At 35.6% G+C, this 25,869-nt stretch carries 29 protein-coding genes, 3 riboswitches and 1 other annotated feature; of the genes, 23 read left to right on the top strand and 6 right to left on the bottom strand.

All coding sequences use genetic code 11. From position 1 onward, the window contains the following. Positions 1-47 precede the first annotated feature (47 nt). The 4 genes from AC1M36_RS21355 to ilvA all read left to right on the top strand — a co-directional run bounded on the left by AC1M36_RS21355 (position 48) and on the right by ilvA (position 4,112). A complete protein-coding gene (locus AC1M36_RS21355; RefSeq protein WP_336453259.1) occupies positions 48-989 on the top strand; it encodes a siderophore ABC transporter substrate-binding protein in 942 nt (313 codons plus the stop codon). A 106-nt stretch (positions 990-1,095) separates the two neighbouring features. Beyond that, a riboswitch (TPP riboswitch) is annotated at positions 1,096-1,206 on the top strand. 70 nt (positions 1,207-1,276) lie between these two features. Beyond that, the gene (thiM, locus tag AC1M36_RS21350) at positions 1,277-2,086 is read left to right on the top strand and encodes a hydroxyethylthiazole kinase (protein WP_336453260.1); all 810 of its coding nucleotides are present in this window, start codon (positions 1,277-1,279) and stop codon (positions 2,084-2,086) included. A gap of 15 nt (positions 2,087-2,101) precedes the next feature. Continuing rightward, the gene (gene thiE, locus AC1M36_RS21345; RefSeq protein WP_336453261.1) at positions 2,102-2,749 is read left to right on the top strand and encodes a thiamine phosphate synthase; all 648 of its coding nucleotides are present in this window, start codon (positions 2,102-2,104) and stop codon (positions 2,747-2,749) included. Between the two features lie 154 nt (positions 2,750-2,903). Beyond that, the gene (gene ilvA, locus AC1M36_RS21340) at positions 2,904-4,112 is read left to right on the top strand and encodes a threonine ammonia-lyase (RefSeq protein WP_479846157.1); all 1,209 of its coding nucleotides are present in this window, start codon (positions 2,904-2,906) and stop codon (positions 4,110-4,112) included. Between the two features lie 68 nt (positions 4,113-4,180). Here the strand turns inward: ilvA and AC1M36_RS21335 are convergent, their stop codons facing one another. After that, complete coding sequence (locus AC1M36_RS21335) at positions 4,181-5,494, bottom strand: anaerobic C4-dicarboxylate transporter (RefSeq protein ID WP_336453263.1); 1,314 nt, start codon at positions 5,492-5,494, stop codon at positions 4,181-4,183. A gap of 235 nt (positions 5,495-5,729) precedes the next feature. Then, positions 5,730-6,110: a cytochrome-c oxidase gene (locus tag AC1M36_RS21330; RefSeq protein WP_174101244.1), complete on the bottom strand. Its 381-nt coding sequence runs from the start codon at positions 6,108-6,110 to the stop codon at positions 5,730-5,732. Between the two features lie 131 nt (positions 6,111-6,241). Further along, a riboswitch (TPP riboswitch) is annotated at positions 6,242-6,343 on the top strand. A 103-nt stretch (positions 6,344-6,446) separates the two neighbouring features. Between AC1M36_RS21330 and AC1M36_RS21325 the strand changes: the two genes are divergently transcribed. The 5 genes from AC1M36_RS21325 (at position 6,447) to AC1M36_RS21305 (ending at position 11,269) form a co-directional block, all read left to right on the top strand. Further along, positions 6,447-6,767 carry an MTH1187 family thiamine-binding protein gene (locus AC1M36_RS21325; RefSeq protein ID WP_000082899.1) on the top strand — a complete coding sequence of 107 codons (321 nt, stop codon included), beginning with the start codon at positions 6,447-6,449 and terminating at the stop codon, positions 6,765-6,767. Next, the gene (locus AC1M36_RS21320; protein WP_336453264.1) at positions 6,739-7,515 is read left to right on the top strand and encodes an ABC transporter permease; all 777 of its coding nucleotides are present in this window, start codon (positions 6,739-6,741) and stop codon (positions 7,513-7,515) included. The genes AC1M36_RS21325 and AC1M36_RS21320 overlap by 29 nt, the downstream gene beginning before the upstream one ends. After that, entirely contained in the window at positions 7,512-8,510 is a 999-nt protein-coding gene (locus AC1M36_RS21315; protein WP_336453265.1) for an ABC transporter substrate-binding protein, read from the top strand. The genes AC1M36_RS21320 and AC1M36_RS21315 overlap by 4 nt, the downstream gene beginning before the upstream one ends. Continuing rightward, positions 8,507-9,256, top strand: coding sequence for an ABC transporter ATP-binding protein (locus tag AC1M36_RS21310; RefSeq protein ID WP_336453266.1), 750 nt, complete (start codon positions 8,507-8,509; stop codon positions 9,254-9,256). The genes AC1M36_RS21315 and AC1M36_RS21310 overlap by 4 nt, the downstream gene beginning before the upstream one ends. A 468-nt stretch (positions 9,257-9,724) precedes the next feature. Continuing rightward, positions 9,725-11,269, top strand: coding sequence for an ABC-F family ATP-binding cassette domain-containing protein (locus AC1M36_RS21305; protein WP_336453267.1), 1,545 nt, complete (start codon positions 9,725-9,727; stop codon positions 11,267-11,269). A gap of 257 nt (positions 11,270-11,526) precedes the next feature. Here the strand turns inward: AC1M36_RS21305 and AC1M36_RS21300 are convergent, their stop codons facing one another. Further along, a complete protein-coding gene (locus tag AC1M36_RS21300; protein ID WP_336453268.1) occupies positions 11,527-11,844 on the bottom strand; it encodes a hypothetical protein in 318 nt (105 codons plus the stop codon). 206 nt (positions 11,845-12,050) lie between these two features. Further along, positions 12,051-12,167, top strand: a riboswitch (SAM riboswitch). An 87-nt stretch (positions 12,168-12,254) separates the two neighbouring features. On the opposite strand from AC1M36_RS21300, the gene AC1M36_RS21295 reads away from it, so the two are divergent. The 11 genes from AC1M36_RS21295 to AC1M36_RS21245 all read left to right on the top strand — a co-directional run bounded on the left by AC1M36_RS21295 (position 12,255) and on the right by AC1M36_RS21245 (position 19,051). Further along, positions 12,255-13,067, top strand: coding sequence for a MetQ/NlpA family ABC transporter substrate-binding protein (locus AC1M36_RS21295; protein WP_479846156.1), 813 nt, complete (start codon positions 12,255-12,257; stop codon positions 13,065-13,067). 12 nt (positions 13,068-13,079) lie between these two features. After that, entirely contained in the window at positions 13,080-14,120 is a 1,041-nt protein-coding gene (locus AC1M36_RS21290) for a methionine ABC transporter ATP-binding protein (RefSeq protein ID WP_479846155.1), read from the top strand. After that, a complete protein-coding gene (locus AC1M36_RS21285) occupies positions 14,095-14,763 on the top strand; it encodes a methionine ABC transporter permease (RefSeq protein WP_336453271.1) in 669 nt (222 codons plus the stop codon). Before AC1M36_RS21290 ends, AC1M36_RS21285 begins: the two co-directional genes overlap by 26 nt. A gap of 329 nt (positions 14,764-15,092) precedes the next feature. Beyond that, positions 15,093-15,464, top strand: coding sequence for a DnaJ family domain-containing protein (locus AC1M36_RS21280; protein ID WP_336453272.1), 372 nt, complete (start codon positions 15,093-15,095; stop codon positions 15,462-15,464). A 49-nt stretch (positions 15,465-15,513) separates the two neighbouring features. Next, positions 15,514-15,789, top strand: coding sequence for a thioredoxin family protein (locus AC1M36_RS21275; protein ID WP_336453345.1), 276 nt, complete (start codon positions 15,514-15,516; stop codon positions 15,787-15,789). A gap of 13 nt (positions 15,790-15,802) precedes the next feature. Next, on the top strand, positions 15,803-16,051 hold the full coding sequence (locus AC1M36_RS21270; protein WP_336453273.1) for a hypothetical protein: 249 nt from the start codon (positions 15,803-15,805) through the stop codon (positions 16,049-16,051). 159 nt (positions 16,052-16,210) lie between these two features. Then, on the top strand, positions 16,211-16,354 hold the full coding sequence (locus AC1M36_RS21265; protein ID WP_336453274.1) for a histidine kinase: 144 nt from the start codon (positions 16,211-16,213) through the stop codon (positions 16,352-16,354). Positions 16,355-16,435: 81 nt separating this feature from the next. Beyond that, complete coding sequence (locus tag AC1M36_RS21260; protein WP_336453275.1) at positions 16,436-17,020, top strand: TetR/AcrR family transcriptional regulator; 585 nt, start codon at positions 16,436-16,438, stop codon at positions 17,018-17,020. Positions 17,021-17,083: 63 nt separating this feature from the next. After that, on the top strand, positions 17,084-18,325 hold the full coding sequence (locus AC1M36_RS21255) for an MFS transporter (protein ID WP_336453276.1): 1,242 nt from the start codon (positions 17,084-17,086) through the stop codon (positions 18,323-18,325). Between the two features lie 63 nt (positions 18,326-18,388). Next, a complete protein-coding gene (locus AC1M36_RS21250) occupies positions 18,389-18,640 on the top strand; it encodes a helix-turn-helix transcriptional regulator (protein ID WP_336453346.1) in 252 nt (83 codons plus the stop codon). A 12-nt stretch (positions 18,641-18,652) separates the two neighbouring features. After that, complete coding sequence (locus AC1M36_RS21245) at positions 18,653-19,051, top strand: hypothetical protein (protein WP_420792367.1); 399 nt, start codon at positions 18,653-18,655, stop codon at positions 19,049-19,051. Positions 19,052-19,098: 47 nt separating this feature from the next. Here the strand turns inward: AC1M36_RS21245 and AC1M36_RS21240 are convergent, their stop codons facing one another. Together AC1M36_RS21240 and AC1M36_RS21235 are read right to left on the bottom strand one after the other, a co-directional pair. Next, on the bottom strand, positions 19,099-20,382 hold the full coding sequence (locus AC1M36_RS21240; protein WP_336453277.1) for an MFS transporter: 1,284 nt from the start codon (positions 20,380-20,382) through the stop codon (positions 19,099-19,101). A gap of 107 nt (positions 20,383-20,489) precedes the next feature. Beyond that, positions 20,490-21,803: an alkaline phosphatase family protein gene (locus tag AC1M36_RS21235; RefSeq protein ID WP_336453278.1), complete on the bottom strand. Its 1,314-nt coding sequence runs from the start codon at positions 21,801-21,803 to the stop codon at positions 20,490-20,492. 151 nt (positions 21,804-21,954) lie between these two features. Here AC1M36_RS21235 and AC1M36_RS21230 point away from each other — a divergent pair, with 151 nt between their 5' ends. Then, entirely contained in the window at positions 21,955-22,239 is a 285-nt protein-coding gene (locus tag AC1M36_RS21230; RefSeq protein WP_479846154.1) for a YesK-like family protein, read from the top strand. A 105-nt stretch (positions 22,240-22,344) separates the two neighbouring features. Then, positions 22,345-22,552 (top strand) — a binding site (T-box leader). Positions 22,553-22,596: 44 nt separating this feature from the next. Continuing rightward, positions 22,597-24,027 (top strand): proline--tRNA ligase, encoded by a 1,431-nt coding sequence (gene proS, locus AC1M36_RS21225; protein ID WP_479846153.1) that lies wholly within the window; start codon positions 22,597-22,599, stop codon positions 24,025-24,027. A gap of 306 nt (positions 24,028-24,333) precedes the next feature. Here the strand turns inward: proS and AC1M36_RS21220 are convergent, their stop codons facing one another. Next, positions 24,334-24,549: an LPXTG cell wall anchor domain-containing protein gene (locus tag AC1M36_RS21220; RefSeq protein WP_420792368.1), complete on the bottom strand. Its 216-nt coding sequence runs from the start codon at positions 24,547-24,549 to the stop codon at positions 24,334-24,336. A 365-nt stretch (positions 24,550-24,914) separates the two neighbouring features. Between AC1M36_RS21220 and AC1M36_RS21215 the strand changes: the two genes are divergently transcribed. Next, positions 24,915-25,869: SH3 domain-containing protein (locus tag AC1M36_RS21215; protein ID WP_479846152.1), on the top strand; the 955-nt coding region annotated here is incomplete at its 3' end.

Genomic DNA, 25,869 nt, shown 5'->3' with positions numbered 1-25,869 from the left:
TACTATCGACTTAAAATAATTTTAAAAATTTTATAGAGGTGAAGGAAATGAAGAAATTAGCAATGCTATTATTAACTTTCATGCTTGCTATTGTAGCTGTAGCATGTAGCAATAATGCTTCTTCTGATAAGAAGACAGAAGCAAGTGAAAGTAAAGAAATTACGATTAAGCACAAATTAGGAGAAACAAAAGTTAAAACAAACCCGAAAAAAGTTGTCGTATTTGACTTTGGTTCATTAGATACATTAGATAAATTAGGTGTTGACGTAACTGGTGTACCACAAAAGAATATACCAAAATACCTTTCTAAATATGAAGATAAAAAGTATACAAACGTTGGTGGTTTAAAAGAGCCAGATTTTGAAAAAATTAATGAAATTAATCCAGATTTAATTATCATTTCTGGAAGACAATCTGATTCATACAAAGAATTTGAAAAAATTGCTCCAACAATTTATGTAGAACAAGATACAAAAGATTATATGAAGTCATTTAAAGAAAACACAGAAATGTTAGCAAAAATTTTCGGTAAAGAAGATAAAGCGAAAAAAGAAATTGCAGCAGTTGAAAAAGATATAAAAGCATTAAATGAAAAAGCTACGAAAAGTGATAAAAAAGGTTTAATTATCTTAGCAAATGACGGTCAAGTAAGTGCATATGGTCCAAATTCTCGCTTTGGCATTATTCATGACGTATTTGGTGTGGCTCCTGTGGATACAGAACTTAAAGCGGATACTCATGGTAATAAGATTTCATTTGAATATATCTTAGAGAAAAACCCAGATTACTTATTTGTAATCGATAGAGGTGCTGTTGTTGGCGGTAAATCTTCTGCAAAACAAGTTGTGGAAAATGAAATTGTTAGCAAAACAAATGCTGCGAAAAACGGCAATGTAGTTTACTTAGATGCAAACTACTGGTACCTATCTGGTGGCGGTCTTGAGTCTGTATCAGCGATGGTAAAAGAAGTATCTAAAGCCTTAAAATAATAAGATGAGAAACAGTGATAGGATTCATTTCCTATCATTGTTTTTTTATAAGAAAGTAAAGAACTTGTTATTTTACGAGAATAAGAGTAGACTCTGAAGTAGATGAATAAGAGCACATGGGAGTTTGCGGATGCAGACTGAGAGTACGGCTAAACCGCCCGTTGACCATTGGAACCTGTTGGATAATGCCAGCGTAGGGAGAGTGTAAGCAGCACATGTTCAGGCACTTTGCATACGCGAAGTGTCTTTTTGTGTATCTCCCATAATAAAGTTAGGGGATGAAAAGAATGAATATACAAGAAATCGCAAAAGTAGTGGGGAAAGTAAGAGAATTCAATCCACTTGTGCATAATATTACAAATGTCGTTGTAACAAACTTTACAGCTAATGGTTTACTCGCATTAGGAGCTTCACCTGTTATGGCATACGCAAAAGAAGAAGTGGCAGAAATGGCAAGCATTGCCGGAGCACTTGTTTTAAATATGGGTACACTTCGTCCTGAAGAAGTAGAAGCAATGTTACTTGCTGGGAAATCAGCGAATGTGCATCACGTACCAGTATTATTTGATCCAGTTGGTGCAGGTGCAACTTCTTATCGAACAGAAGTTGCAAGACATATTCCGAGTGAAGTGAAACTAGCGATGATTCGCGGGAATGCAGCAGAAATTGCTAATGTTATCAATGAAAAGTGGGAGATTAAAGGTGTTGACGCTGGTACTGGAAATGGTGATGTTGTCGGAATTGCGAAACAAGCAGCAGATGAACTAGATACAGTCGCTGTTATTACAGGAAAAGAAGACATTGTAACAGATGGTGAGCGAACAATCATTGTTCGCAATGGTCATCCAATTTTAACGAAAGTGACAGGAACAGGCTGTTTATTAACTTCTGTAATGGGAGCATTTGCAGCAGTTGAAAAGGATTATGTAAAAGCAGCGGTTGCAGCATTAACGTTTTATGGGGTAGCAGCGGAAAGAGCTGCAAGTAAAACAGTAGAGCAAGGACCAGGAAGTTTCCAAATTGAATTTTTGAATCAGTTAGCAAACACTACTAAAGGTGATATTGAACAACATGGAAGTATCCAAGAGGTGCAGTAAGAAGGGATGAGAGGAATGGCACGTATTGATCAACAACAAATGTCAAAATTATTGCAAGTATATTTTATTATGGGGAGTAATAACTGCAAGCGGGATCCATTACAAGTAATGAAGGAAGCGTTAGATGGCGGAGTGACGCTTTTTCAATTTCGTGAAAAAGGTGAAGATGCTTTAACTGGAGAAGAACGAGTGCGTTTTGCAAAGCAGTTACAAGCGCTTTGCAAAGAATATGATGTACCTTTCATTGTGAATGATGATGTAGAACTAGCAATCGAGTTAGAGGCAGATGGTGTTCATATCGGACAAGATGATGAAGGAATTACATCAGTTCGTGAAAAAATGGGAGATAAAATTGTCGGGGTATCTACTCATACAATAGAAGAAGCTCGTTTTGCAATTGCAAATGGCGCGGATTATTTAGGTGTGGGTCCAATTTTTCCAACGAGCACGAAGAAAGATACAAAAGCGGTACAAGGAACGAAAGGCTTGCGGCATTTTAGAGAGATGGGAATTACAGTCCCGATTGTTGGAATTGGAGGGATTACCGTTGAAAATGCTGCTTCTGTTATAGAAGCGGGGGCAGATGGAGTTTCGATTATTTCAGCGATAAGTTTAGCAGATTCACCTTATGAAAGTACGAAAAAAATGACTGGTCTTTACTGACAGTCATTTTTTTGTGGAGGATATGCTATATATCGTTGAAACTCCGATATATAGAAAAACACTGATTATAGAAATGGCTCTTTTTTACAGAATAAAATAAACTATGCCGCTCAAACTAGGATATATGAATACATCTTGTTTCGGAGGGTACAACATGATTTCATTACAGGATATTGTAGCTGCTCATGAGAAAATGAAAGGCATTGTCCATATGACACCGCTAGATTATTCGAGCACGTTTAGTGAACTATCACATAATGAAGTGTATTTAAAGCTCGAAAATTTACAAAAGACAGGTTCTTTTAAAGTGCGTGGTTCTTATAATAAGATGGTTTCTCTTGATAAAGGTGAATTAGAAAATGGAGTTGTTGCAGCATCTGCTGGAAATCATGCACAAGGTGTCGCCTATTCTAGTAATATGCTCGATATTCCCTGTACGATTGTGATGCCAAAAGGTGCACCGCTTAGTAAAGTACTTGCGACTAAGCGATATGGTGCACATGTAGAGTTGCAAGGTGATGTATTTGATGATGCATTAGCTTATGCGCTAGATTTGAAAGAACAAACAGGAGCGAAATTTGTACATCCATTTGATGATGATGCTGTAATCTCTGGTCAAGGGACGGTAGGGTTAGAAATATTGCAGCAGCTTGAGGACGTCGAAGCTGTTATTTGTCCTGTTGGTGGTGGCGGTTTAATTGCAGGTGTTGCAATGGCGATTAAAGAACAAAAACCGTCGGTGAAAGTATATGGTGTACAAGCGCTTGCTTGTCCCGGGATGAAGCAATCCTTCAAAGAAAAGAAAGTGATTACTGTGGAATCTTCACCAACTATGGCAGATGGAATTGCAGTGAAAAGACCAGGAGAACTTACATTTCAGCTTGTAGAGCGATATGTAGATGATATTTTTTGTCTGGATGAAATGGAAATTGCGAGAACGATGTTAATGTTATTGGAACGAAATAAATTATTAGTGGAAGGTTCGGGTGCTAGTTCATTAGCTGCTTTGCTCTATCAAAAAATTCCTGTGAAAGAGAAAAAAGTGGTGTCGATTTTAAGTGGTGGAAATGTTGATGTTAACTTTATTACTCGTATTATTGAACATGGGATGGTTGAAGCGGGCCGCTTTGTTCATATTGCAACAATGATTAAAGATAAACCAGGACATTTGCAACATTTACTCGAAATTGTAAAAAGTTTTGAAGCAAATATATTACATATTCATTTAGAGCGGATTGGAACAAAAGTGTTTCCAGGATATGCACAGCTCCATTTGTCATTAGAGACAAAAGATAAAAACCATATTGAAGAAGTATTGAGTGGGATAGAAAAGAAAGGATATAACGTAGAAATTGTTGAATGAACAATTTCTACGTTTGATGAAATGAAAAAGCACAAACTTTATTCAGAATAAGTTTGTGCTTTTCTATGTTAAAACATAATTGAAATAAGTAGCATCCCAATTCCAATCGAAGCAAACGTTGCGACAAGACCAGGAATCATAAAGCTATGATTTAATACATATTTACCAATGCGTGTTGTTCCTGTACGGTCAAAGTTAATCGCAGCGACAATTGTTCCATAGTTTGGAATGAAGAAATATCCGTTTACGGCAGGGAACATCGCAATGAGAAGTGCTGGTGAAATACCAAGTGATAATCCAAGAGGCATTAAAGCACGTACTGTAGCTGCTTGGCTATACAGTAAGATAGATAGGATAAATAACGCAATAGCGAATAACCATGGTGCACTTGTTACTAGATGTTGAATGGATCCTTGAATCATATTTAAGTTTCCGTTAAAGAATGTGTCTCCCATCCAAGCGATACCGAAAATTGCAACAACAGCTGTAGCACCGGCTTTAAAGACATTTCCAGATACAATGCTTTCTACATTTGGTTTACAGAAGATAATAATAAGAGCAGCAATTGTAAGCATGACCATTTCGATTGTATTTGGCATAGAAAGACGAACTAATTTTCCGTCTATCATCCATCCTGGACGAAGTACTTCGAATGAACCAAGAAGAACAACAAGAACAGTTGCGAATAAGAAAAGAATAACAGATAATTTGGCACCTTTCGCACCGATAAATTCTTTCTTTTCTTCAAGTTTAGGAATCATACCTTCTTTTAAACGCTTTAAGTATTCTGGATCTTTATTTAACTCTTTGCCCATTTTGCTTGCAACGAAAGCTGCTAACATACAAGCAATAAAAGTAGAAGGAATACTTACTTTTAAAATATCTAGCAATGTAATTTTATAATCAGCTAGCATTGCTAATAGAGCCACAGTTGCAGCAGAGATTGGACTTGCTGTAATTGCTTGTTGTGAAGCGATAACGGCAATTGACATCGGGCGTTCCGGTCTAATTCCTGATTCGCGTGATACCTCTGCGATAACAGGAAGTACGGAATAGGCAACGTGTCCAGTTCCAGCACACAATGTAAATAAATAAGTTACAATTGGTGCGAAGAATGTGATGCGCTTTGGATTTTTACGAAGTGCTTTTTCTGCAAGATGGACAAGGTAATCCATTCCGCCCGCAGCTTGCAATGCACCGGCAGCAGTAATGACTGCTAAAATCATCAGCATAACGTCAATAGGAGGAGCGGTAGGTTGTAAGTGGAAGACAAAAACGAGGATTGCCATACCAACTCCACCCATTACTCCTAGGCCGACTCCACCAAGGCGTGCACCGATAAAAATGCAGACTAGTAAGGTAAGAAATTGTAGCCAAAACATAATAAAATACCTCCAAAATTCATATGGTAAGATATTTTTGAATAATTTAATTTGAGTGATAATTATTAAATTAAACAAATGAAGTGCTGTTATATAAACCTTTTTTATTATATAACACATAAAAAGTAACATTCATTATATTTAGTAAAATTATTTTAAGAAAATGTGAAATGAGGATATTAAGAGAGGAAAAGAAAAAAGCAGAAACGAGTTTATTCGTTTCTGCTTTTTTCTTTTAAAGAATGCTATTGTTTTCTTTTATATGCACAAAAATATTAATAGTAAAGATAATAATGGAAAGAACAACAAGAATACTTCCACCAGCAACAAAAGGGATAGCTGCATGGTAACCGTAAATTTCAAAGGCAAGTGCAATCATCATAATCGGTAGTCCGATATTTAAGAGCCAAAAATGTAATTTACCAAGTTTTGAGGTGCCGGCTTCTTTAAAAATATAATATAAAATACCAGCTATCATCATAGAAGTCCATCCTAGTAATAAAACATGCACATGAACTGCGGTCAATTTGAAATTAGATGAAATTGACATGAATAATCCCATACAAACACCGATGACAAAATAAATAGAAGAGATTTGAATGAAACGAATTCCCATTTTTACCCCCCTTAATATACTTGTATTTTTGCTATGATAAAATATATGACCAATAGATTGTAAGCAGTATCATATTATAAAAAAATGTGGATTTGTTTGTTTGAAAAAATAAATCATGCTACAATGAAAACGAATTAAGACCGGGGAGCCAATTGGCTGAGAGGATGTAAGAAAGCATCGACCCTCAACCTGATCTGGATAATGCCAGCGTAGGGAGTTACTTAAAGTGATGTAAGCACATGTTATTGTATAATAACTTGCATACAAGGCTTTCCTGCGAATTTTGCAGGAAAGCCTTTTCTTTTTTATACAACATTTTGCAAGGGGGATTTTAGTATGTCACAACAAGTTACCATTTCATTTTCAGTTGTACCACAAGCGAAAAACAAAGATGTATATTCCGTTGTTGATAAGGCAATTGAAGTCGTGCAACAATCTGGTGTTCGTTACGAAGTAGGTGCAATGGAAACAACGCTGGAAGGAGAATTAGACGTGCTTCTTGATGTCATTAAGCGTGCGCAACAGGCTTGTGTCGATGCTGGAGCAGAAGAAGTGATTACTTCTATTAAAATTCATTATCGTCCAAGTACTGGTGTAACGATTGATGAGAAAGTTTGGAAGTACCGTGATGAATATGAAAAACCAGAAACGATCTAATATAACAATTACAACGATTTGGCTTATCCTTCTCATTGCTATATGGGAAGGATCTGTTTCATTATTTCGAATTGAACCGTGGATTTTACCGAAACCTTCTGCAATCGTTCAAGAGTTGATTGGAATGAAAGATTTATTGTTACCAAATACAATGCAAACACTGCAAGAAGTTATCATTGGCTTATTTTTTGCGATTTTACTTGGAACAAGTATTGCAATTATTATGGATGTTATTCCGTTATTTCGCATTTTAATTAACCCGTTACTGGTTATCTCACAAACCATTCCAATTGTCGTGCTAGCACCTTTATTTATTATTTGGTTTGGATATGGAATGCTTCCAAAGGTGATGGTCGTTATTCTTGTTTGTTTCTTTCCGATTGCTCTCAGTATTTTAGAAGGTTTTCAAACAGTAGATAAAAACATGCTTAAGTTATTACAAACAATGCGTGCAACCAAATGGCAAATCTATCAAAAGGTAAAATTTCCAGCCGTGCTCCCATACTTTTTCTCTGGGCTGAAAATTGCCGTTACATATAGCGTGATGGGAGCGATTATTGGGGAATGGCTTGGTGCGAGTGAAGGATTAGGTGTCATGCTTACGCGTGCAACAAAATCCTTTTTAACAGCTCGTGTATTTGGCATTGCAGCAATTATCGTAATGGTGACATTACTCTTGTATTTTATCGTAGAATTTATGGCAAGACTAACAGCACCATGGATATACAGAAAGGACGACAAAAAATGAAAAAAGGCTTAAAAGTGATGCTAGCAGCGCTGCTAACGGTAGGCGTGGTTGGTTGTAATGCAGCGAAGAAAGAAGAGAGTGCAGATAAAGAAAAGAAAGTAAAAGTTGTGTTAGATTGGTTTCCGAATACAAACCACACTGGTTTATACGTAGCAAAGACGAAAGATTACTATAAAAAGCAAGGGTTAGATGTAGAAATCATTCAGCCAGGTGATAACGTATCAGCAGAGCAAATGATTGCATCAGGAAAAGCAGATTTCGGTGTAAGTTATCAAGAAAATGTAACATCAGCTCGTGTTGAAGGAATTCCAGTTGTCTCGATTGGGGCAATTATTCAACATAATACATCTGCATTTGCATCGCTGAAAAAAGATAATATTACTTCTCCAAAAGATTTTGAAGGTAAGCGCTATGGCGGTTGGGGTGCACCAGCAGAAGAAGCGACGTTAAAAACCATTATGGATAAACATCAAGCTGATTTTAGTAAAGTAGAAAAGATTGTTCTTGGACAAACAGACTTCTTTAAATCGATTGGTAGAGATGCAGATTTTGAATGGATTTATTATGGTTGGGACGGTATTGAAGCGAAACGCCAAGGAAAAGAATTAAATACAATCATGATAAAAGATTTAGATCCAGCATTAGATTTCTATAGCCCTGTCATTATTACAAGTGAAAAATATACGAAAAATGATAAAGACTTTGTGAAAAAATTCATGAATGCAACGGCAGAGGGATATAATTTTGCAATTAAAGAACCAAAAGAAGCGGCTGATATTTTAATTAAAAATGTACCAGATATTAATAAAGAGTTAGTTCAAGAGAGCCAAAAATGGTTAAGTACGAAGTATCAAGATGATGCGAAAGCGTGGGGAGTACAGAAGGAAGAAATTTGGACGAATTACATGAATTTCTTACATGATAACAAAGTTATTAAAAAGAAAATTGATGTAAAAGATGCATTTACAAATGAATTCCTTCCAAGTGAAAAATGAACGGATTACAAATAAACGATGTTGTGAAAGCATTTGATGGAAAAAATGTATTAGAAAAGATTAGCGCTTCTATACAAGAAGGGGAATTTGTCTCTTTTGTAGGTCCAAGTGGTTGCGGGAAAAGCACGCTGTTAAATCTGATTGCAAGTGTTGAAGAGGCGACTAGTGGTGAGGTAATTTATAACGATACCCTTGTTCAAAAACAGGATATTGTAAGTTATATGCCGCAGCAAGATTTGCTACTGCCATGGCGCTCAGCACTTCAAAATATTGTCCTCCCGCTAGAAATTGATGGGAAAGCAAAGAAAGAGCGATTGGCAGAAGGTATGGAAGCATTGGAGCAATTTGGTTTAGCTGAATACGCTAATCATTATCCAGATGCATTATCTGGTGGTATGCGTCAGCGCATTAGTTTCCTCCGTACTTATTTGTGTGAAAAACCGATTATGTTACTTGATGAACCATTTGGTAAACTCGATGCATTTACAAAAATGGAAGTGCATCGTTGGCTTTTAGATTCATGGCATCAAGAGAAGCAAACAATCGTGATGGTAACACATGACTTAGATGAAGCAATTCTATTATCTGATCGTGTATTTATCTTATCGCAAAGACCAGCGACGGTTATTGGTGAAGTGCGTGTGAATTTACCGCGTCCTCGCACAATGGATATGCTGACATCCATTGAGTTAAAAGAAGACAAAGCGAAGATTTTAGAGATATTAGCTCCTTATATGCGTAAGTAATAAAAGCCTCTTAACAATTTTTGGTATAATGATTGTTAAGAGGCTTTTTTATGTGGAAATCGTTAACTTTAGAATTTACTAGCCCTTATGCAATGGAGAAAATGTATGAAGAAATCTTTAGTGAAAAAGAGGAACAAAAAGATCGATAACGAATAAAATATAAGAGCATGGTATATGCTTATTATAAGACAATAATGATTTATAAAGGAGTGAAAGGATAAGATGACTTTATCAACTGTTCTTCAAATGGTTTTAGCTTGATATGGGAGAAGTCTGCCCATTTTTAAAGTGTAAGCCAAATTGAAGACAGCAGATAAAGAGCCTTAATCCTTTTTTACGATAATTATTTGTAATGGGTAAGGTGTGTTCACCTTACCCATTTTTCATGTATACACAATTAAATAAGACCTTTATTTTGCTGTTCTCTCTATTTGGCTTGTTAGTGGTAAAGAAAAGGAGAGAGCAAAAATGAGTGTATTAACAGTAGAAAATCTTACCCATACGTATGGAGATAAAAGTATTTTATATAATGCTTGTTTTCGATTATTGCAAGGTGAGCATGTTGGACTTATAGGAAGTAATGGTGCTGGGAAATCAACGTTGCTTCGTCTGTTAGCAGGAGAGATTCTACCTGATGGGGGAACAATTGAATGGTTTCCACATGTGAAGGTCGGTTTTTTAGAGCAGCATATTGAGTTACAAGAAGGAACAACAATTGAAGAATATTTACAAAGTGCTTTTTCTCACCTGTATACGATTGAACGTGAAATGATGGATATTGCTGAAAAGATGGCCAAGGAAACGGACTTAGAGCAGCTATTAACGCAATATGGAAAATTACAAAATGTACTAGAAGGTTCAGATTTTTATCAAGTTCATACAAAAATAGAAGAAATAGCAGCTGGTTTAGGGTTGTTAGATTTAGGAATGAAAAAAGATGTTTCAAAATTAAGTGGTGGCCAGCGAACAAAATTATTACTTGGGAAGCTTCTTTTAGAGAAGCCACACATTTTATTGCTAGATGAACCAACAAATTATTTAGATGCGGTTCATATCGATTGGCTAAGGGCGTATTTACAAGCATATGAAAATGCTTATATTGTCGTTTCACATGATGAATCATTTTTAAATTGTATTACAAATGTTATTTATCATTTAGAAGGGCAAACAATAAAGCGCTATGCGGGGAATTATGAAAGATTTTTATCAAGCTACCAACTTCAGAAACAACAATTACAAGCAACTTATACAAGACAGCAAAAGGAAATTGCAAATTTAGAGAGTTTTATTCAAAAAAATAAAATTAGAAAAGCGAAGCAGGCGAAAAGTCGTGAAAAGGTATTAGAGAAAATGAAAAAGCTAGGAAAGCTTAACGATGCACCAAGGCCGCGTTTTCATTTTCAAGTTCACACTGAACCTGTGAGTCGTATATTACAAGCGGAGCAGATTCAAATTGGTTATGCAGAACCATTGTTAGTTACAGGTCTTAATTTACAAGTAAAAAGAGGCGAAAAGATTGCAATTGTTGGTCATAATGGAATTGGAAAAACAACAATGTTAAAAACATTACTAGGGCAATTAAAACCATTAAGTGGAACAGTAAGTATCGGAGAACGGGTACACCCTGCATATTTTGCTCAAGAAGAATTTGCGGAAGAAATTACGCCACTTGAGCAAGTCTGGTTAGGGCGTCCGGATATGACGCAAAAAGAAATCCGGCAATCTTTAGCAAGGTGTGGTTTAAAAGAAGAGCATATTCGGCAGCCTCTTTACTTGTTAAGTGGTGGGGAACAGACAAAGGCACGTTTATGTGAGCTTATGTTAACGCGAAGTAATGTATTAATTTTAGATGAACCAACGAATCATTTAGATGTGTATGCGAAAGAAGCGTTAGGAGAAGCTTTGCGAAATTATCAAGGAACAGTTTTACTCGTTTCTCACGAGCCTTCTTTTTATAAATCTTGGGTGACACGAGTTTGGAATCTAGAGGAAATGAATGTTACGAAAAGATAAGAGGGAAATTTATTTTGGAGCGTAACTATATAAATACGCATTGAAAGACCGAGATAAACCATTCCTTTTAGGTGGGAGAGAGCATCTGTTCATGGATAGAGGCGGTCAGTGTTTTTTTTAGCCACATGCCATGTGAAAACAGAAGGAGAAAATGAGTGGAGAAATTCTTTTTTTTCATAAACATGACTTAGAGGTCGGAAAATTAAAATGGACAAAAGCATGAGAGCAGCTACGTTTTGTAGCTGCTCTCATACTTTTTACTGATTTACTTGCAAACGTTCTTGAATGAACAACAGCAACTTAACAATGCTGTCTTCTGTATAAATATCAAATTTTTGATGATGAAATTCACCATGTTCGTGATAAAAAATAAGTTCACCTTTTCCAGCCACTTCATTTATCAGCATATGAAAACTGAGTGGTGTTGCTACAATTGAGCCGTTATCATCTCTTAACAGAATTTGACAAAGCGTTTTTTGCTGTTCAACCTCATATAAAAAATCGTAATGAAAGGATTGAGCTATTTTTTCTATTTGAGAGAGGAGTAGGGTTTGTATAGCATGTGTTTCGTGCATAAAATGTAACCTCTTTTCTTGTATGCGCTGTTATCTAGTATAGTAATAATGAGTATACTTTGTACATAATTATTGCTCGTTATTTCTAGAGAGTGTCAAAATAAGTTGAACAACAATACGCAGTATATTCAGAAAAATATTATTGACAAAATTTTTTGTAAGATTTACTATTAGTACCATAACTTTTACAAAATTTAATACGGATACTCTTATCCAGAGAGGCGGAGGGACTGGCCCTATGATGCCCGGCAACCGAGCTTATGAAGAATCATAAGCTAAGGTGCTAATTCCTGCAAAACGATTTTCGTTTTGGAAGATAAGAGAGGAGCTTATTTTGTCTATTTGACACCTCTCTTATTTGAGAGGTGTTTTTTGTTTAAGAACAGATATAATATGAGGGGGAATTGTATATGAAAAAATTGTTGCTAAGTATTGTAAGTGGAACGGTATTATTATTAGGCGCATGTAGTGCGGATTCAGGTAAGGAAGCAAAAGCGCTAGATGAGAAAAAAGTTACAGTTGGTGTAACGGGGGGACCGCATGAACAAATTTTTGAGAAAGTAAAGGAAGTAGCAGCAAAAGATGGCTTACAAGTTGATTTAAAGGTATTTAATGATTATGTAGCGCCAAATGTATCGTTAGACGAAAAAGATATTGATGTAAATAGTTATCAAACGAAGTCCTATTTAGATGTATTTAAAGCAGAACGCAATATGAAATTAACAGAAGTATTTTCAACGGTAACGTTCCCAATGGGAGTATATTCGAAACACTTGAAAGATGTAACCGAGTTAAAAGACGGCGATGCGATTGCTGTGCCAAATGATCCAACAAATGAACTTCGGGCTTTAAAATTATTTGAAAAAGCAGGTGTTTTAAAAGTTGATCCAAAAGCAACAGAGAAAGCAACTGCAAAAGATGTGATTGAGAATCCCAAGAATTTAAAAATTGTTGAGTTAGAGGCGTCACAATTACCAACGCAGTTAGATGAAGTGAAAGCAGCAGCAATTAATACGAATTTTACATTAGGTGCGAAACTAAGCCCTGCTAAGGATTCTATTTTCCGTGAAGGAAAAGATTCACCATATGTAAACTGGGTGGTTGTTCGTACAGAGAATAAGGATGATGCAATCGTAAAAAAATTGAAGAAAGCGTATCAGTCTAAAGAAGTAAAAGAGTTTATCGAGAAAAAATTCGATGGTTCTGTTTTACCGTCTTGGTAGGAGCTGACTATAATGATTGAATTGAAGAATGTATCTAAGGTGTTTACAACAAAAAAAGGTAAGGTAGAGGCTCTGAAACCAACTTCCCTTAAAGTAGAAAAAGGAGAAGTGTTTGGAATCATTGGATATAGTGGTGCAGGGAAAAGTACGTTAATCCGCTGTGTAAATCTATTAGACAAACCAACAACAGGAAACATCATTGTAAATGAAAAAGATTTAACAACTTTATCTACAAAAGAATTAGCACAAGCAAGACAAAAAATAGGGATGATTTTTCAAGGATTTAACTTATTAAAAACAGTCAATGTTTATGAAAATATTGCATTGCCTTTACGTCTAGCTGGGATTTCAAAAACTGAGATTGAAAGAAGGGTAGAAAAATATTTACGTATTGTGGACCTTTTTGATAGAAAAGATGCATATCCAAGTGAGCTTTCTGGCGGCCAAAAACAACGTGTTGCAATTGCACGTGCACTATCTTATGAACCAGAGATTTTGCTAAGTGATGAAGCGACAAGCGCGTTGGATCCAGAAACCACGGAGTCAATCTTAGACCTGTTGCTAGAAATTAATGAGAAAATTGGGATTACGATTTTGCTAATCACACATGAAATGAATGTAATCCAGCGTATATGTGATCGCGTTGCTGTGATGGAACACGGAGCTATAGTAGAAAGCGGCACAGTGAAGGATATTTTTACAAACCCACAACATGTAACAACGAATAAATTTGTGAATAGTGCTTTGGCAGTTAAAATTCCAGAAGAAGTACAAAAAGAACTGGAAAATGCTGGTGAAACTGTAACACTTTCTTTTATAGGAATTTCCTCAGGGGATCCAGCACTTGCTGTTGCTACAAAACGATTTCAAGTATACCCCAATATTTTATCGGGTAATATTACACAACTAAAACATGAAGCGTATGGTAAGCTCGTTGTTCATATGCAAGGTGAAAAACACGAGGTACAACGGGCCTTAGCATTTTTAAAAGAACAAGGAATCATCGTAGAAGGAGGTAAAGAAGAGAATGGGAAACAAATCCTTTTTGGATGAATGGGGTAAGATGATATGGGAAGCGACGATTCAAACATTTCAAATGACATCTATTTCGTTGCTTATATCAATTATTATTGCCTTGCCACTTGGTGTAACACTTGTTTTAACAAGGCCTGGTGGTCAACTAGAGAATAAAATTGTATATCCTGTTTTGAATACAATTATTAATATCATTCGTTCTATTCCATTTATTATTCTATTATTCTTCATTCTACCGTTTACAAAGCTCATTATGGGGACCTCAATTGGTGTGAAAGGTGTGATTGTACCGCTTGTTGTATTTACAGCTCCTTATATTGCGCGTTTAATGGAGACAGCTTTACTAGAAGTGGATCGCGGTGTAATTGAGGCATATCAAGCGATGGGAGTTTCTACTGTGAAAATTATTTGGCACGTTATGGTTAGAGAAGCACGTCCATCTCTTGTGCTTGGTTTAACAATCGCAACGATTGGACTAATAGGTGCAACAGCAATGGCTGGGCTTGTAGGAGCAGGGGGACTCGGAGATTTAGCATATCGATTTGGTCATCTACGGTATGAACCAGAAGTGATGTATGCAACGGTATTTATGTTAATTATTCTTGTTCAAGGCTTACAGTCTTTAGGGAATGGGATTGCTAGAAAATTAAAGAAAGATTGATGAAATGCGGTGGCTCTATTATAAGAGGTACCGCATTTTTTATTTTTAGCGTATATAAACCAAAATAAAAAATGCCATAAACTCTTTTTTTAGGCGGGCGAGAGTAGTCGGTTAGATCCTGTTTCTGCACCATGCCAGGTTAAAACAGAAAGAGAAAATGAGTGGATTCATCTGTTCTTCTTCGGACAGTAACTTATATGTCGAAAAATCAAAATGAATTTATATAGGTATAAATAAATATGGAACCTGATTTTTTGTAAACTATATTATGGTATAATTAGAATTTTTAATGTAAAATGATGGTAAAAACATGTAAGGGAGGGAGCGGCATGGATGTTTTCTTAAGCATTGCTGAAGAAAGAATTCGTCAAGCAATTAATAATGGTGACCTTGATGACCTTCCGGGGAAAGGGAAACCACTACAATTAGAAGACATTTCAATGGTACCTCCAGACCTTAGAATGAGCTACAAAATTTTGAAAAACGCTGGTATGATTCCGGCAGAAATGGAATTACAAAAAGATATATTGAAAATAGAAGATTTAATCGCTTGTTGCTACGATGAAGTAGAACGAGTGAAACTAAAAGAGGAGTTAACGGCAAAAACTCTTCGATTTCAACAGCTAATGGAGAAGAGAAAAATAAAAGGAAATTCAGCATTTCGTATGTACCAAAATCAAGTGTTTAGTAAATTGCGCTAAGAGGGATAACATGAGAAAATTCCAAATGATGGAATGATTAGTAGCATATATTGAGGCAAAAGATTTAGTGCTGTTATTTATCAAAACTGAAAATTGTGGTGTTTGTGATGTGATGCTCCAGAAAGTAAATCACTTATTAGCGGAATATCGAACTGTAGAAAATATTGTAATTTCACTACAGGATATGCAAGAAATTTCATCCAAGTATTTAGTATTTACAGCTCCAACGGTTTTATTATTGCATCAAGGGAGAGAGATACTTCGTGAATCACGTTTTATCTCCCTAGAGAAGATAGAACGAGCATTACAATTATTTGAAGAATAAGGGAGGGGCTTAAATGGGCTTTGTGATAGCGGCATTATTGTTTTTAGTTTTAATGGGAATGATTGCAAAATCGATTAAGAAAAATAAAAGGAAAGTAAATCTTTATAAAACAGGAAATGGTGATAGTACGACAACTACTACTGCTTCTACACCAGTTTTCTTTGCAGGATCTGATAGTTCCAACGATTGTGGAAGTTCTTTTGGAGGTGACAGCGGTTTTTCAGGCGGTGATGGTGGTAGCTGTGGCGGTGGTGGGGATTAATGAGAAATACGCTCTTTACGGGCGTATTTCTTTTTAAACAAACGTTTGATTAGTTGGCTTGAACCCGCATAAAATCAGCTAAACAAACGTTTGTTTAAGAGTTTATAAGCTTATTGTATTGATAAATAAGGAATATATGATGTTATAAGGGGAATGAGCATGGAGAAGAAACCAAAGATCAAAAATAAAGGGAAGGTAGCATTATTTTTATTCGTTGCAGGTGGAGTATTTATAGTCAAACTTGCTTTTAAAGTCGGAGCGATTCATACACTTAAAATGTGGTTTGAAAATATTTTTTCCTAAATAAGGAATATATCCTCTTGTAAAAGAGGTTTTAGATTTGTTAATATTAGACTGAACGGTCGGTTTAAGTGAGGTGTGAACATGAGAAAAAGTGCAGAAGAGATAAAAAAAGAAATAGCGTACCAAGCAGAAGAGTTATTTTCACAAAAAGGATATGCTGCAACATCTATGGAAGATATTTGTGAAATTACAAAGCGTAGTAAAGGTAGCATTTATTATCATTTTAAAAGCAAAGAAGAATTATTTTTATTTGTAGTAAAACAACATACGTATGATTGGCTTGAAAAGTGGAATGAAAAAGAAAAGCAGTTTCATACAAGTACTGAAAAATTATACGGACTTGCAGAGTACCATGTGGAAGATATACAACAGCCTATTTTTAGTGCAGTAGAAGAGTTTTCTACAAATCAAGTCGTGAGCAAAGAAGTTTTGGATGAAATGCTGGCTTTAGCAAGAGCATCATACGGTGTTTTTGAAAAACTGATTGAAGAAGGTATGAAATCTGGAGAATTCCGTCAAGGAGATACTAGAGATCTTATGTACATTGTAAATGGTTTATTATCTGGGCTTGGGGTACTTTACTATGAACTAGACCCTACAGAAATGAAGCGCATTTACAAGAAGGCAATTGATGTACTGCTACAAGGAATGGCAGCTGAATCTTAAATCAGCACCTTTTCTTTTATATTAAATTAGACTGAACGGTCGGTTTAAAAAAGGAGGAATAACATGAAAGATTTATTCAAAAATCGAGCATTTATGCTTGTTATGGCGTCTGATATTTTACAGCAGTTTGCAATTTGGATTCGAAATATGGCACTTTTGTATTTCGTTATGGAGCGAACAAATAATGATCCCGTTTCAGTTTCATTATTATCTGTTATGGAATACGCGCCTATTTTTATTTTTTCATTCATTGGTGGTGCGCTAGCAGATCGCTGGAATCCGAAGAGAACGATGGTAGCAGGAGATATGCTAAGTATGTTATCTATTATAGGGATTATTTTCTTGTTAAAGATGGATTATTGGCAGGCTATATTTTTTGCTGCGCTTGTTTCAGCGATTGTTGGACAATTTTCTCAGCCTTCATCTTCACGGATATTTAAACGCTATGTAGAAGAAAAACATGTTGCAAACGCAATTGCAGTAAATCAAACACTACAGTCGCTATTTATGATTTTTGGGCCAGTTGTAGGATCGATTGTTTATACACAGCTTGGACTGTTTATTTCACTATATAGTTTAATTGGATTGTTTATGTTATCAGCTATTACTCTTTCATTTTTACCAAAGTGGGTAGAAAAAGAGAAACCCGAGAATATTTCATTATTGAGTGATATAAAAGAAGGTTGGCTGTATGTCCTGCAAACAAAAAATTTATGTATGATTACAATTACTTTCTCCATTATCGGCTTAGCAGTAGGGCTAACAAATCCATTGGAGGTATTTCTCGTAATCGAACGATTGGGATTGGAAAAGGAAGCTGTTCAATATTTAGCAGCAGCGGATGGAATAGGTATGTTGATTGGAGGCGTTGTTGCGGCAGTTTTTGCCTCAAAAGTAAATCCGAAAAAAATGTTTGTGTTTGGTATGATTGTATTGGCTATGTCATTTCTTGTGGAAGGACTGTCTACATCTTTTTGGATTACTAGTTTGATGCGATTTGGAACGGGAATTTGTTTAGCTTGTGTTAACATTGTTGTTGGAACGCTTATGATTCAGCTTGTACCAGAGAATATGGTAGGACGTGTAAATGGTACAATTTTACCGCTTTTTATGGGAACTATGCTAATTGGAAATTCACTAGCTGGGGGATTAAAAGAACTGACCTCACTTATTATTGTATTTTGTATAGCAATGTCACTTATTCTACTTGCGATTTTACCAATTTTACGTATGAAAATAAATGTAGAAGCTAGAAATAAAAAAGAGGATGCAAGTCAAAAGGGTGTTACGGATTCTTTGGTGTAGGAATTTTATTAGAAAAGGGGCGATTCACGCCCCTTTTTTGTATGGGAATTTTTTGACAACTGCATACACCAAATATATACTGATGTTGTAAAAACGATTTTACAGGTTAGGAGAAAAGATGTGAAAAATCAAATTTACGAATTACGCACTGAAAAGAATATTTCACAAGGTGCATTAGCTGATAAATGTAAAGTATCAAGACAAACGATAAATGCAATTGAAAATAATAAATATGATCCAAGTTTAGCACTGGCATTTCGTTTAGCAGAAGTGTTAGGAACGACGGTTGATCAATTATTTTTGTATAAGCAGTAGGGGGAGACGTTGTTGGGGAAAAGTAGGTTAGGCTTTTTATTTATGTGTGTAGTGGCAGTTAGCGCACTACCATTCGCGCTCTATCATTGGCTTACAGAGCTCCGCGTGAATTGGTATGCTTTGTTCGTTTGTAGTATTGCGTTATATTTTATTTTTAAATATTTAACATGGGATAATGTGGATGAATTGAGTGAAGAAGAAGGACAAAATGAGCTTGAAAAACATGTATTAAAAACAAGCGCAAGTATCACATACTATGTATTAGTCGTATTAATTTTTGGTTTATTTTTTGCCACAGTAGGTTTTGAAAAGTGGATTGATTTTCAAAATATACCGCTTTTATTCGCTTTATGTGCTGCTATTGTTGTAAAGCCAGCTGTAGAGTTTTTAGTGGTGAAAAGGTATCGATAGAATAATAGCAAATGTCCCTCTCTGTATACAGAGAGGGACATTTGCTATTATAGTGTTTCTGATTTTGGAGCAGGTGGTGTAACAGAAGTTGCATTTTCCGGTACTCGTGTTAGTATGAATCCACCTATTATAAATAAAACGATAATACTTAGTACACCAGCATTTGTTTGCCCTGTTAGTTGAGTAGTCACACCGACTAATACCGGCCCCATAATAGCTGCGAACTTACCAAAAATATTATAGAATCCGAAGAATTCATTTGCGGATTCTTTCGGTACAAGCTTTGCAAAGTATGAGCGGCTGAGCGCCTGAATTCCGCCTTGCGAAGTTGCAACAAGCATGGCTAAAATCCAAAAATCGAGTGTTGTTTTTAAGAAATACGCGTATGCACAAATAATGATATAAATAGTAATACCTACATATAGCATTTTCTTACCTTTAAACGTTTCAGATAGTTTTCCATATAGCAAAGCGAATGGACAAGCAACAATTTGTGTTACAAACAAAATAATAAGTAGGTTTGTCGCACTAATACCAAGGTCTGTTCCATAAGCTGTAGACATTGTAATAATTGTATCGACACCGTCAATGTAGAAGAAATAAGCAAGTAGGAACAAAAAGACAGTACGGTATTGACGGATATGTTTAAATGTATGAGCTAAACGCTTAAAGCTCATTGTAATCGGTTTTGGATGACGTTCAATATAATGCGTTTGCTCTACATTTTTGAGCATTGGAATTGTAAATAACCCCCACCAAAGAGCTGTAATAGCAAAAGAAATTTGGCTAGCAATACCAACTGATAATGGGATGGTTCCTTTCTGTGCAAGGATAATCAGAGCGATACAACCGATAAAAGGAATCGTACTGCCAATATAACCTAACGCAAATCCGCGTGTTGAAATACGATCCATTCTATCTTCTGTTGTGACATCTACTAAAAATGCATCATAGAAAATGTTTGCTCCGGCAAATCCAACTAAAGCGAGCATATAACAGCCTAGTAGTAAATACCATTGTGAAGTTGGAACAATGGCTAGCATACTTGTAAATATAATACCGAGCCCAAAAAAGAATGTGAAAAAGCGCTTTTTAAATCCTTTATAATCAGCAATTGTTCCAAGAATAGGAGCAAGGATAGAAATTAAAAGTGTAGAGAAAGAATTCGCATATCCCCAAAAAGCTGTGGAAGTTGCTCCAGATAGACCTGCTTCTTTTGCAGCAGCTTTGAAATAAATTGGAAATAGTGCAGTTGTAATGACGAGGGAGTATACTGAATTGGCCCAGTCATACAATATCCAGCTTTTTTCTTGTCTGGACATTTTTTTCATATCATGTTCCTCCTTAAGTCGTTCTAACATTAGTGTACAAAAATAAAAATGGGAAAAAGAGAAACAGAGGTAAGTTTTACGTAACTTTTACATATATACAAACTTCTTTACAATTGAAGTAAATCCTCTATTACAGTTCCGTCGGTTTCACCGAGATGTAATCCGAGTAACCGCGCGATAGTAGGTCCTTCGTCAATGAGACGCATATATGGAATAATTGCACCTTGACGAATGCCTTTGCCAGCAGCCATAAAGATAGTCTCATAGTTTGGTTTTGTTGGAGAATAGCCATGTGTACCAAACGTGTATTTTTTACTAGGAGTTACATCTTTTTCTGTGATTTCTTTTATAAAGTCTCCTGTATAGTTTTGGGTGAAGTAATAGCCTTCCCTTGCTTCAAGCATAAAAAGACAGTTTCCATCAGCCCCCTGCTCTTTTGCATCTTCATCATGAAGGATAGATTCGATTCCATTTTGTTTATCTTGAAGAAGTTCTTCAAGAAGGTGTTGGACAGTTTGTATCGTTTGGATATCATTTTTATCTTTTACATATACATAAGCAGAACCATCACAGCTTTGACAATAAGCTTTCCAAGATGTTAATTTTCCATTTTGATTTACTGAAATAAGCCCTTTTTGATGGAAAAGAACATTTAATTGAATCGCCTTATTCTCGCTGAGGGCACTATGATCACCGAGAGCAATAATTGTACTTTCGTCATACATACCAGCTTCTTTTAATGCCTTGATAATCTTCCCGAGTCTTTCATCGTGTCTTTGAATAGCGGCTCTTGTTTCTGGAGAAGAAAATCCGTGATAATGCCTTTGTGTATCTAAATCTGTAAAGTGAACAAGCATGACGTTAGGTTTTTTTGTTTGTATGGTGTGTACAGCAGAGGCTAGGACAAAATCATCAAGCTCAGGTTGTGATAATCCGTTTCTAATATGGCCAAAACGACGATTTAAATCTAGTTGATACAAAGGGCTTCCACTAAATAGCGAAACAAGGACCTGATTTTGCCACGGTCTGTTTGGAAAGATTTCAGGTAAGTTATAATCTATTTTTGCTCTTCCTGTAACAGGCCATAGAAGGGCAGCGGTTGTTAAATTGGCTTTTCTTGCCTCGTCATATAATGTCGTTCCTTTAATGGAATGGCGGTACCAATGCCAATCTGGTGATTCCCTTTCAGGCTGAAGTAATGTATTGCTTACAACGCCATGTTTATTAGGATAGTTACCAGTTACGATAGTAGCGTGGCTTGGATACGTTACAGAAGGATAAATGGCTTCTACTTTTTTTGCAATTGCACCTCGTTCGATTAAAGAGCGAAAATGAGGAAGTTCTTGTAATATAGGAAAATCTAAAGCTGATAAACAGTCAAAAGATAAAACAATTACATGATTTGTTAATGGATGGTCCATTATATATACCTCCTGTTATATAACTTATTATTATATATTACTATTAATACATAGTGATAAAAACTTATTTCTGAAGAAATTATATTGTTTATTTTTTGAATTTTTGAATATATAATAAATTATAAGGAAATGAATGGAAGGAGGAAATGGAATGGATGGATTTGAAGTATTTTTTATAATTGGAGCCGTAACAATTCTCGTTGTATTTGCTGTTTCATTTTTATTAAAGAAGCAATTTCCAAAGAGGTCGTTTGATATTATATTTGCACTTATTTTAATTCTTCTTTGTTTAGCTTTCTTTCCGTTTACCATCTTCGCTATTGGTGGATGGGATGGAATGGGGTATGGCATTGCATGTTTCTTTGTTTTAGTGGGAACAATCATTGGCATGATTACTCATCAATTTGTAAAACTCTTTCGGAAAAGTTATGTGTAAATTCAGTATAAAACCCTCAAAAAACGAAAAGAATATATAAAAATAAGAAAATTAGTTATTGTTTTAAAATAGAATTTATATTATGATATTAGGCAAATTTACTTTGTTATAACGATGAAAAAGGATTAGTACATGTCTCCCCTTTTTTGTAGAGAGAGAATCCGTTTGGCTGGAAGATTCTTGAAAAGGCGACATGGAACCTACCTTTGCGTTCTGCATATGCAGCGGGAAATTCCCGTTATCCAAAAGAGAGCATGTACAATTTTTGTACATGAATCAGGGTGGTAACGCCGGCAAAAGCTCGGTCCCTATTTAGGGGACGCGTGCTTTTTTTATTTTTTAAAGGAGGGAAAGAATATGGCAAAAGAACAAGTACAAGCTATTACGAAAATGGAAGAAGACTTTGCCCAGTGGTATACAGATATTGTGAAAAAAGCTGAACTTGTTGACTATTCAAGTGTAAAAGGATGTATGATTTTACGTCCGTATGGGTACGCATTATGGGAGAATATACAAAAAGTGATGGATGAAAAGTTAAAAGTATCTGGTCATGAAAATGTATATATGCCAATGTTTATTCCAGAGAGCTTACTGCAAAAAGAGAAGGATCATGTAGAAGGGTTTGCACCTGAAGTAGCATGGGTTACGCATGGTGGAGATGAAAAATTAGCCGAACGACTCTGTATTCGTCCAACATCTGAAACGTTATTTTGTGAGCATTTTTCAAAAATTGTACAGTCTTATAATGACCTTCCTAAATTATATAATCAGTGGTGCTCAGTGGTGCGCTGGGAAAAAACGACGAGACCATTTCTTCGCACAACTGAATTTTTATGGCAGGAAGGTCATACAATTCATGAAACGGCAGAAGAATCTCAAAAGGAAACACTAGATATTTTGAATCTATATGCTTCTTTCTGTGAAGATTATTTAGCAATTCCAGTAATTAAAGGGCAGAAAACGGAAAAGGAAAAATTTGCAGGGGCGAAAGCAACATATACAATTGAAAGCTTAATGCATGACGGAAAAGCACTTCAAACAGGAACATCTCATAACTTTGGTACGAATTTCTCTGAAGCGTTTGATATTAAATTTTTAGATCGTAATGGAAAATGGCAATATGTACATCAAACATCTTGGGGCGTATCAACTAGGATGATCGGTGGACTTATTATGGTTCATAGCGATAATAATGGGCTAGTGATGCCACCAAAGGTAGCACCAGTACAAGTTATCATTGTACCAATTGCTCAGCATAAAGAAGGGGTGCTAGAAAAAGCAATCGAGTTACAAGGAAGTATTCAAAAAGTTGCACGCGTAAAAATAGATGCTAGTAATAAAACACCAGGATGGAAATTTAATGAGTATGAAATGAAGGGTGTTCCAATTCGCTTAGAAGTTGGTCCAAAAGATATAGAGAAGAATCAAGTGGTACTTGTCAGACGCGATACGAAGGAAAAAGAGTTTGTGTCAATGGATCAATTAGAAGAGCGTATTACATCATTACTTGATGAGATTCACGATTCTCTATTTAATAAAGCAAAAGCATTTCGCGATGAACACACATATAGTGTTACAAACTTTGAAGAAATGAAGCAAGCAGCTGATGAGAAGCAAGGATTCATCAAAGCGATGTGGTGTGGTGAGCTTGCTTGCGAAGAAAAACTAAAAGAAGAAGTAGGAGTTTCATCACGGTGTATGCCATTTGAGCAGGAATCATTAACAGAAGCGTGTGTATGTTGTGGTGAAAAAGCTGAACATATGGTGTACTGGGGCAAGGCGTATTAATTTTTTGATTTTCAGACAATGCCATTTTCTTAATAACATTAACTTGAATATGGCGCATTCTCTACGAAATAAAATAGATAACAAGTTAGGGGAATCTCGTCTTTTCTAACAATAATATTTTGGTCATTTGTAGTTGCAATCTAAATTTTTTTTCATAAATACTCCTGATATTTTGAAAAAGGATAATGTGTAAGTTTTAAAATGGACCCTCATCTTGAATTTATAAAGTTCTAGATGAAGGTCCATTTATATTATAATTGAGCTATTTATATTATGTATTTTATAGATGGAGTTATTTTGGTTTAATTATTTTACTTTTTTTCTACGAACAAATAGTGTGATTCCAAATAGGAATGTAGTAATTCCCATTAAGATTGCTGTAGGATAATGTGTTGCAGTATTAGGTAGTTTATCACCTTGTCCTTTTACTTTACCACCATTGGCACCGTTGCCACCTTGAGAGCCATTGCCGCCTTGAGAGCCATTGCTATCTCCTTGTGAATCATCTCCATCTTGAGCCACTGCGTTTACGCCAAGGTTATGAAATTCATATTTCGCGGCATGTCCGCTACTTAAACCGCTAAAAAAGGATAAAGATAGTGCTAATGTGTTAAAGTAGTGATTTTTATCATTAGTGACCTCCTAAATATCAAATAATAATCCATCTAAAATACATCCTTTTGTAATATTTCATAGCAGAAGAGATTTTATGCAAAAAAAACCAAATGAAGAAAATGATAGTATTTGCTAAGAGGGATTATGCTAGAAAACAATTGATAATTATATTTGGAAAATGAATATAGATACATGTGTTAAGATTAAATAGTAATTTTATTTTAGCAAGGGAGGATTGAAGAATATAACATTATTTATATTCTGATAAACAGATGAAGCAAACAACAAAACAAATCATAACAAGTACATTTTTAGTAACTGCAGCATGTCTTGTTTCCACAAATGCTTTTGCACAAGATGAAAATTCAGCGATAGTAAATGCAACGAATTTAAATATACGCGAACAACCGACAACACAAAGTAAAGTTGTGGGGAAAGTAAAGCAAGGGACAACTGTACAGATTTTAGGAAAAGAAAAAGCTTGGGCTAAAATTTCTTATGATGGGAAAGAAGGTTATGTCTCTCTACAATTTTTAAAGATGAAAGTGTCAGAGCCTACTGTTGAAGCGAAACAACAACTAACAATTAATAGTGAACAAAAAGAAATAGGTGTTGTTACAGCGACACATTTGAATGTAAGGAATAGTCCTGCTTTGGGAAATTCAATTATTGGACATGTTACAAAAAATGAGAAAGTTAAAGTTTTAGGAAAAGCAAATGGTTGGGCAAAAATTGAGTATAAAGGAAACGAAGGTTACATTTCTTTAGAGTTTTTAAAATTTGGCGAAGTTGTACAAAATATAACGGCACCTCAGAACGACAAATCAACAATAATTCACAATGATACACAGGAAAATGGAACAATCACGGCAACAAGTTTACGAGTGAGAAGCCAAGCGAATACAAGCAGTGCGATACTAGGAAACTTGAAAAACGGAGAAAAAGTAACGATTTTAGGGAAAGCAAACGGCTGGGCGAAGATTAGTTATAAAGGAAACGAAGGTTATATATCACTAGAGTTTGTGAAACTAGAATCTGGTAAGCAAGAAGAGAAACCAGGAAACATCACAAATGAAGCACAAGAAGGTGGAATAATTACCGCAACAAGTTTACGAGTGAGAAGCCAAGCGAATACAAGCAGTGCGATACTAGGAAACTTGAAAAACGGAGAAAAAGTAACGATTTTAGGGAAAGCAAACGGCTGGGCGAAGATTAGTTATAAAGGAA

Source organism: Bacillus sp. Medicinal_06, assembly GCF_056711665.1.
Note: the sequence above shows the minus strand (reverse complement) of the source record. Positions and strands in the feature narration are given on the sequence as shown.

Coding starts and splice junctions, on each gene's coding strand:
- AC1M36_RS21355 (WP_336453259.1), top strand. CDS start 48: ATGAAGAAATTAGCAATGCTATTATTAACTTTCATGCTTGCTATTGTA.
- thiM (WP_336453260.1), top strand. CDS start 1,277: ATGAATATACAAGAAATCGCAAAAGTAGTGGGGAAAGTAAGAGAATTC.
- thiE (WP_336453261.1), top strand. CDS start 2,102: ATGGCACGTATTGATCAACAACAAATGTCAAAATTATTGCAAGTATAT.
- ilvA (WP_479846157.1), top strand. CDS start 2,904: ATGATTTCATTACAGGATATTGTAGCTGCTCATGAGAAAATGAAAGGC.
- AC1M36_RS21335 (WP_336453263.1), bottom strand. CDS start 5,494: ATGTTTTGGCTACAATTTCTTACCTTACTAGTCTGCATTTTTATCGGT.
- AC1M36_RS21330 (WP_174101244.1), bottom strand. CDS start 6,110: ATGGGAATTCGTTTCATTCAAATCTCTTCTATTTATTTTGTCATCGGT.
- AC1M36_RS21325 (WP_000082899.1), top strand. CDS start 6,447: ATGTCACAACAAGTTACCATTTCATTTTCAGTTGTACCACAAGCGAAA.
- AC1M36_RS21320 (WP_336453264.1), top strand. CDS start 6,739: ATGAATATGAAAAACCAGAAACGATCTAATATAACAATTACAACGATT.
- AC1M36_RS21315 (WP_336453265.1), top strand. CDS start 7,512: ATGAAAAAAGGCTTAAAAGTGATGCTAGCAGCGCTGCTAACGGTAGGC.
- AC1M36_RS21310 (WP_336453266.1), top strand. CDS start 8,507: ATGAACGGATTACAAATAAACGATGTTGTGAAAGCATTTGATGGAAAA.
- AC1M36_RS21305 (WP_336453267.1), top strand. CDS start 9,725: ATGAGTGTATTAACAGTAGAAAATCTTACCCATACGTATGGAGATAAA.
- AC1M36_RS21300 (WP_336453268.1), bottom strand. CDS start 11,844: ATGCACGAAACACATGCTATACAAACCCTACTCCTCTCTCAAATAGAA.
- AC1M36_RS21295 (WP_479846156.1), top strand. CDS start 12,255: ATGAAAAAATTGTTGCTAAGTATTGTAAGTGGAACGGTATTATTATTA.
- AC1M36_RS21290 (WP_479846155.1), top strand. CDS start 13,080: ATGATTGAATTGAAGAATGTATCTAAGGTGTTTACAACAAAAAAAGGT.
- AC1M36_RS21285 (WP_336453271.1), top strand. CDS start 14,095: ATGGGAAACAAATCCTTTTTGGATGAATGGGGTAAGATGATATGGGAA.
- AC1M36_RS21280 (WP_336453272.1), top strand. CDS start 15,093: ATGGATGTTTTCTTAAGCATTGCTGAAGAAAGAATTCGTCAAGCAATT.
- AC1M36_RS21270 (WP_336453273.1), top strand. CDS start 15,803: ATGGGCTTTGTGATAGCGGCATTATTGTTTTTAGTTTTAATGGGAATG.
- AC1M36_RS21265 (WP_336453274.1), top strand. CDS start 16,211: ATGGAGAAGAAACCAAAGATCAAAAATAAAGGGAAGGTAGCATTATTT.
- AC1M36_RS21260 (WP_336453275.1), top strand. CDS start 16,436: ATGAGAAAAAGTGCAGAAGAGATAAAAAAAGAAATAGCGTACCAAGCA.
- AC1M36_RS21255 (WP_336453276.1), top strand. CDS start 17,084: ATGAAAGATTTATTCAAAAATCGAGCATTTATGCTTGTTATGGCGTCT.
- AC1M36_RS21240 (WP_336453277.1), bottom strand. CDS start 20,382: ATGAAAAAAATGTCCAGACAAGAAAAAAGCTGGATATTGTATGACTGG.
- AC1M36_RS21235 (WP_336453278.1), bottom strand. CDS start 21,803: ATGGACCATCCATTAACAAATCATGTAATTGTTTTATCTTTTGACTGT.
- AC1M36_RS21230 (WP_479846154.1), top strand. CDS start 21,955: ATGGATGGATTTGAAGTATTTTTTATAATTGGAGCCGTAACAATTCTC.
- proS (WP_479846153.1), top strand. CDS start 22,597: ATGGCAAAAGAACAAGTACAAGCTATTACGAAAATGGAAGAAGACTTT.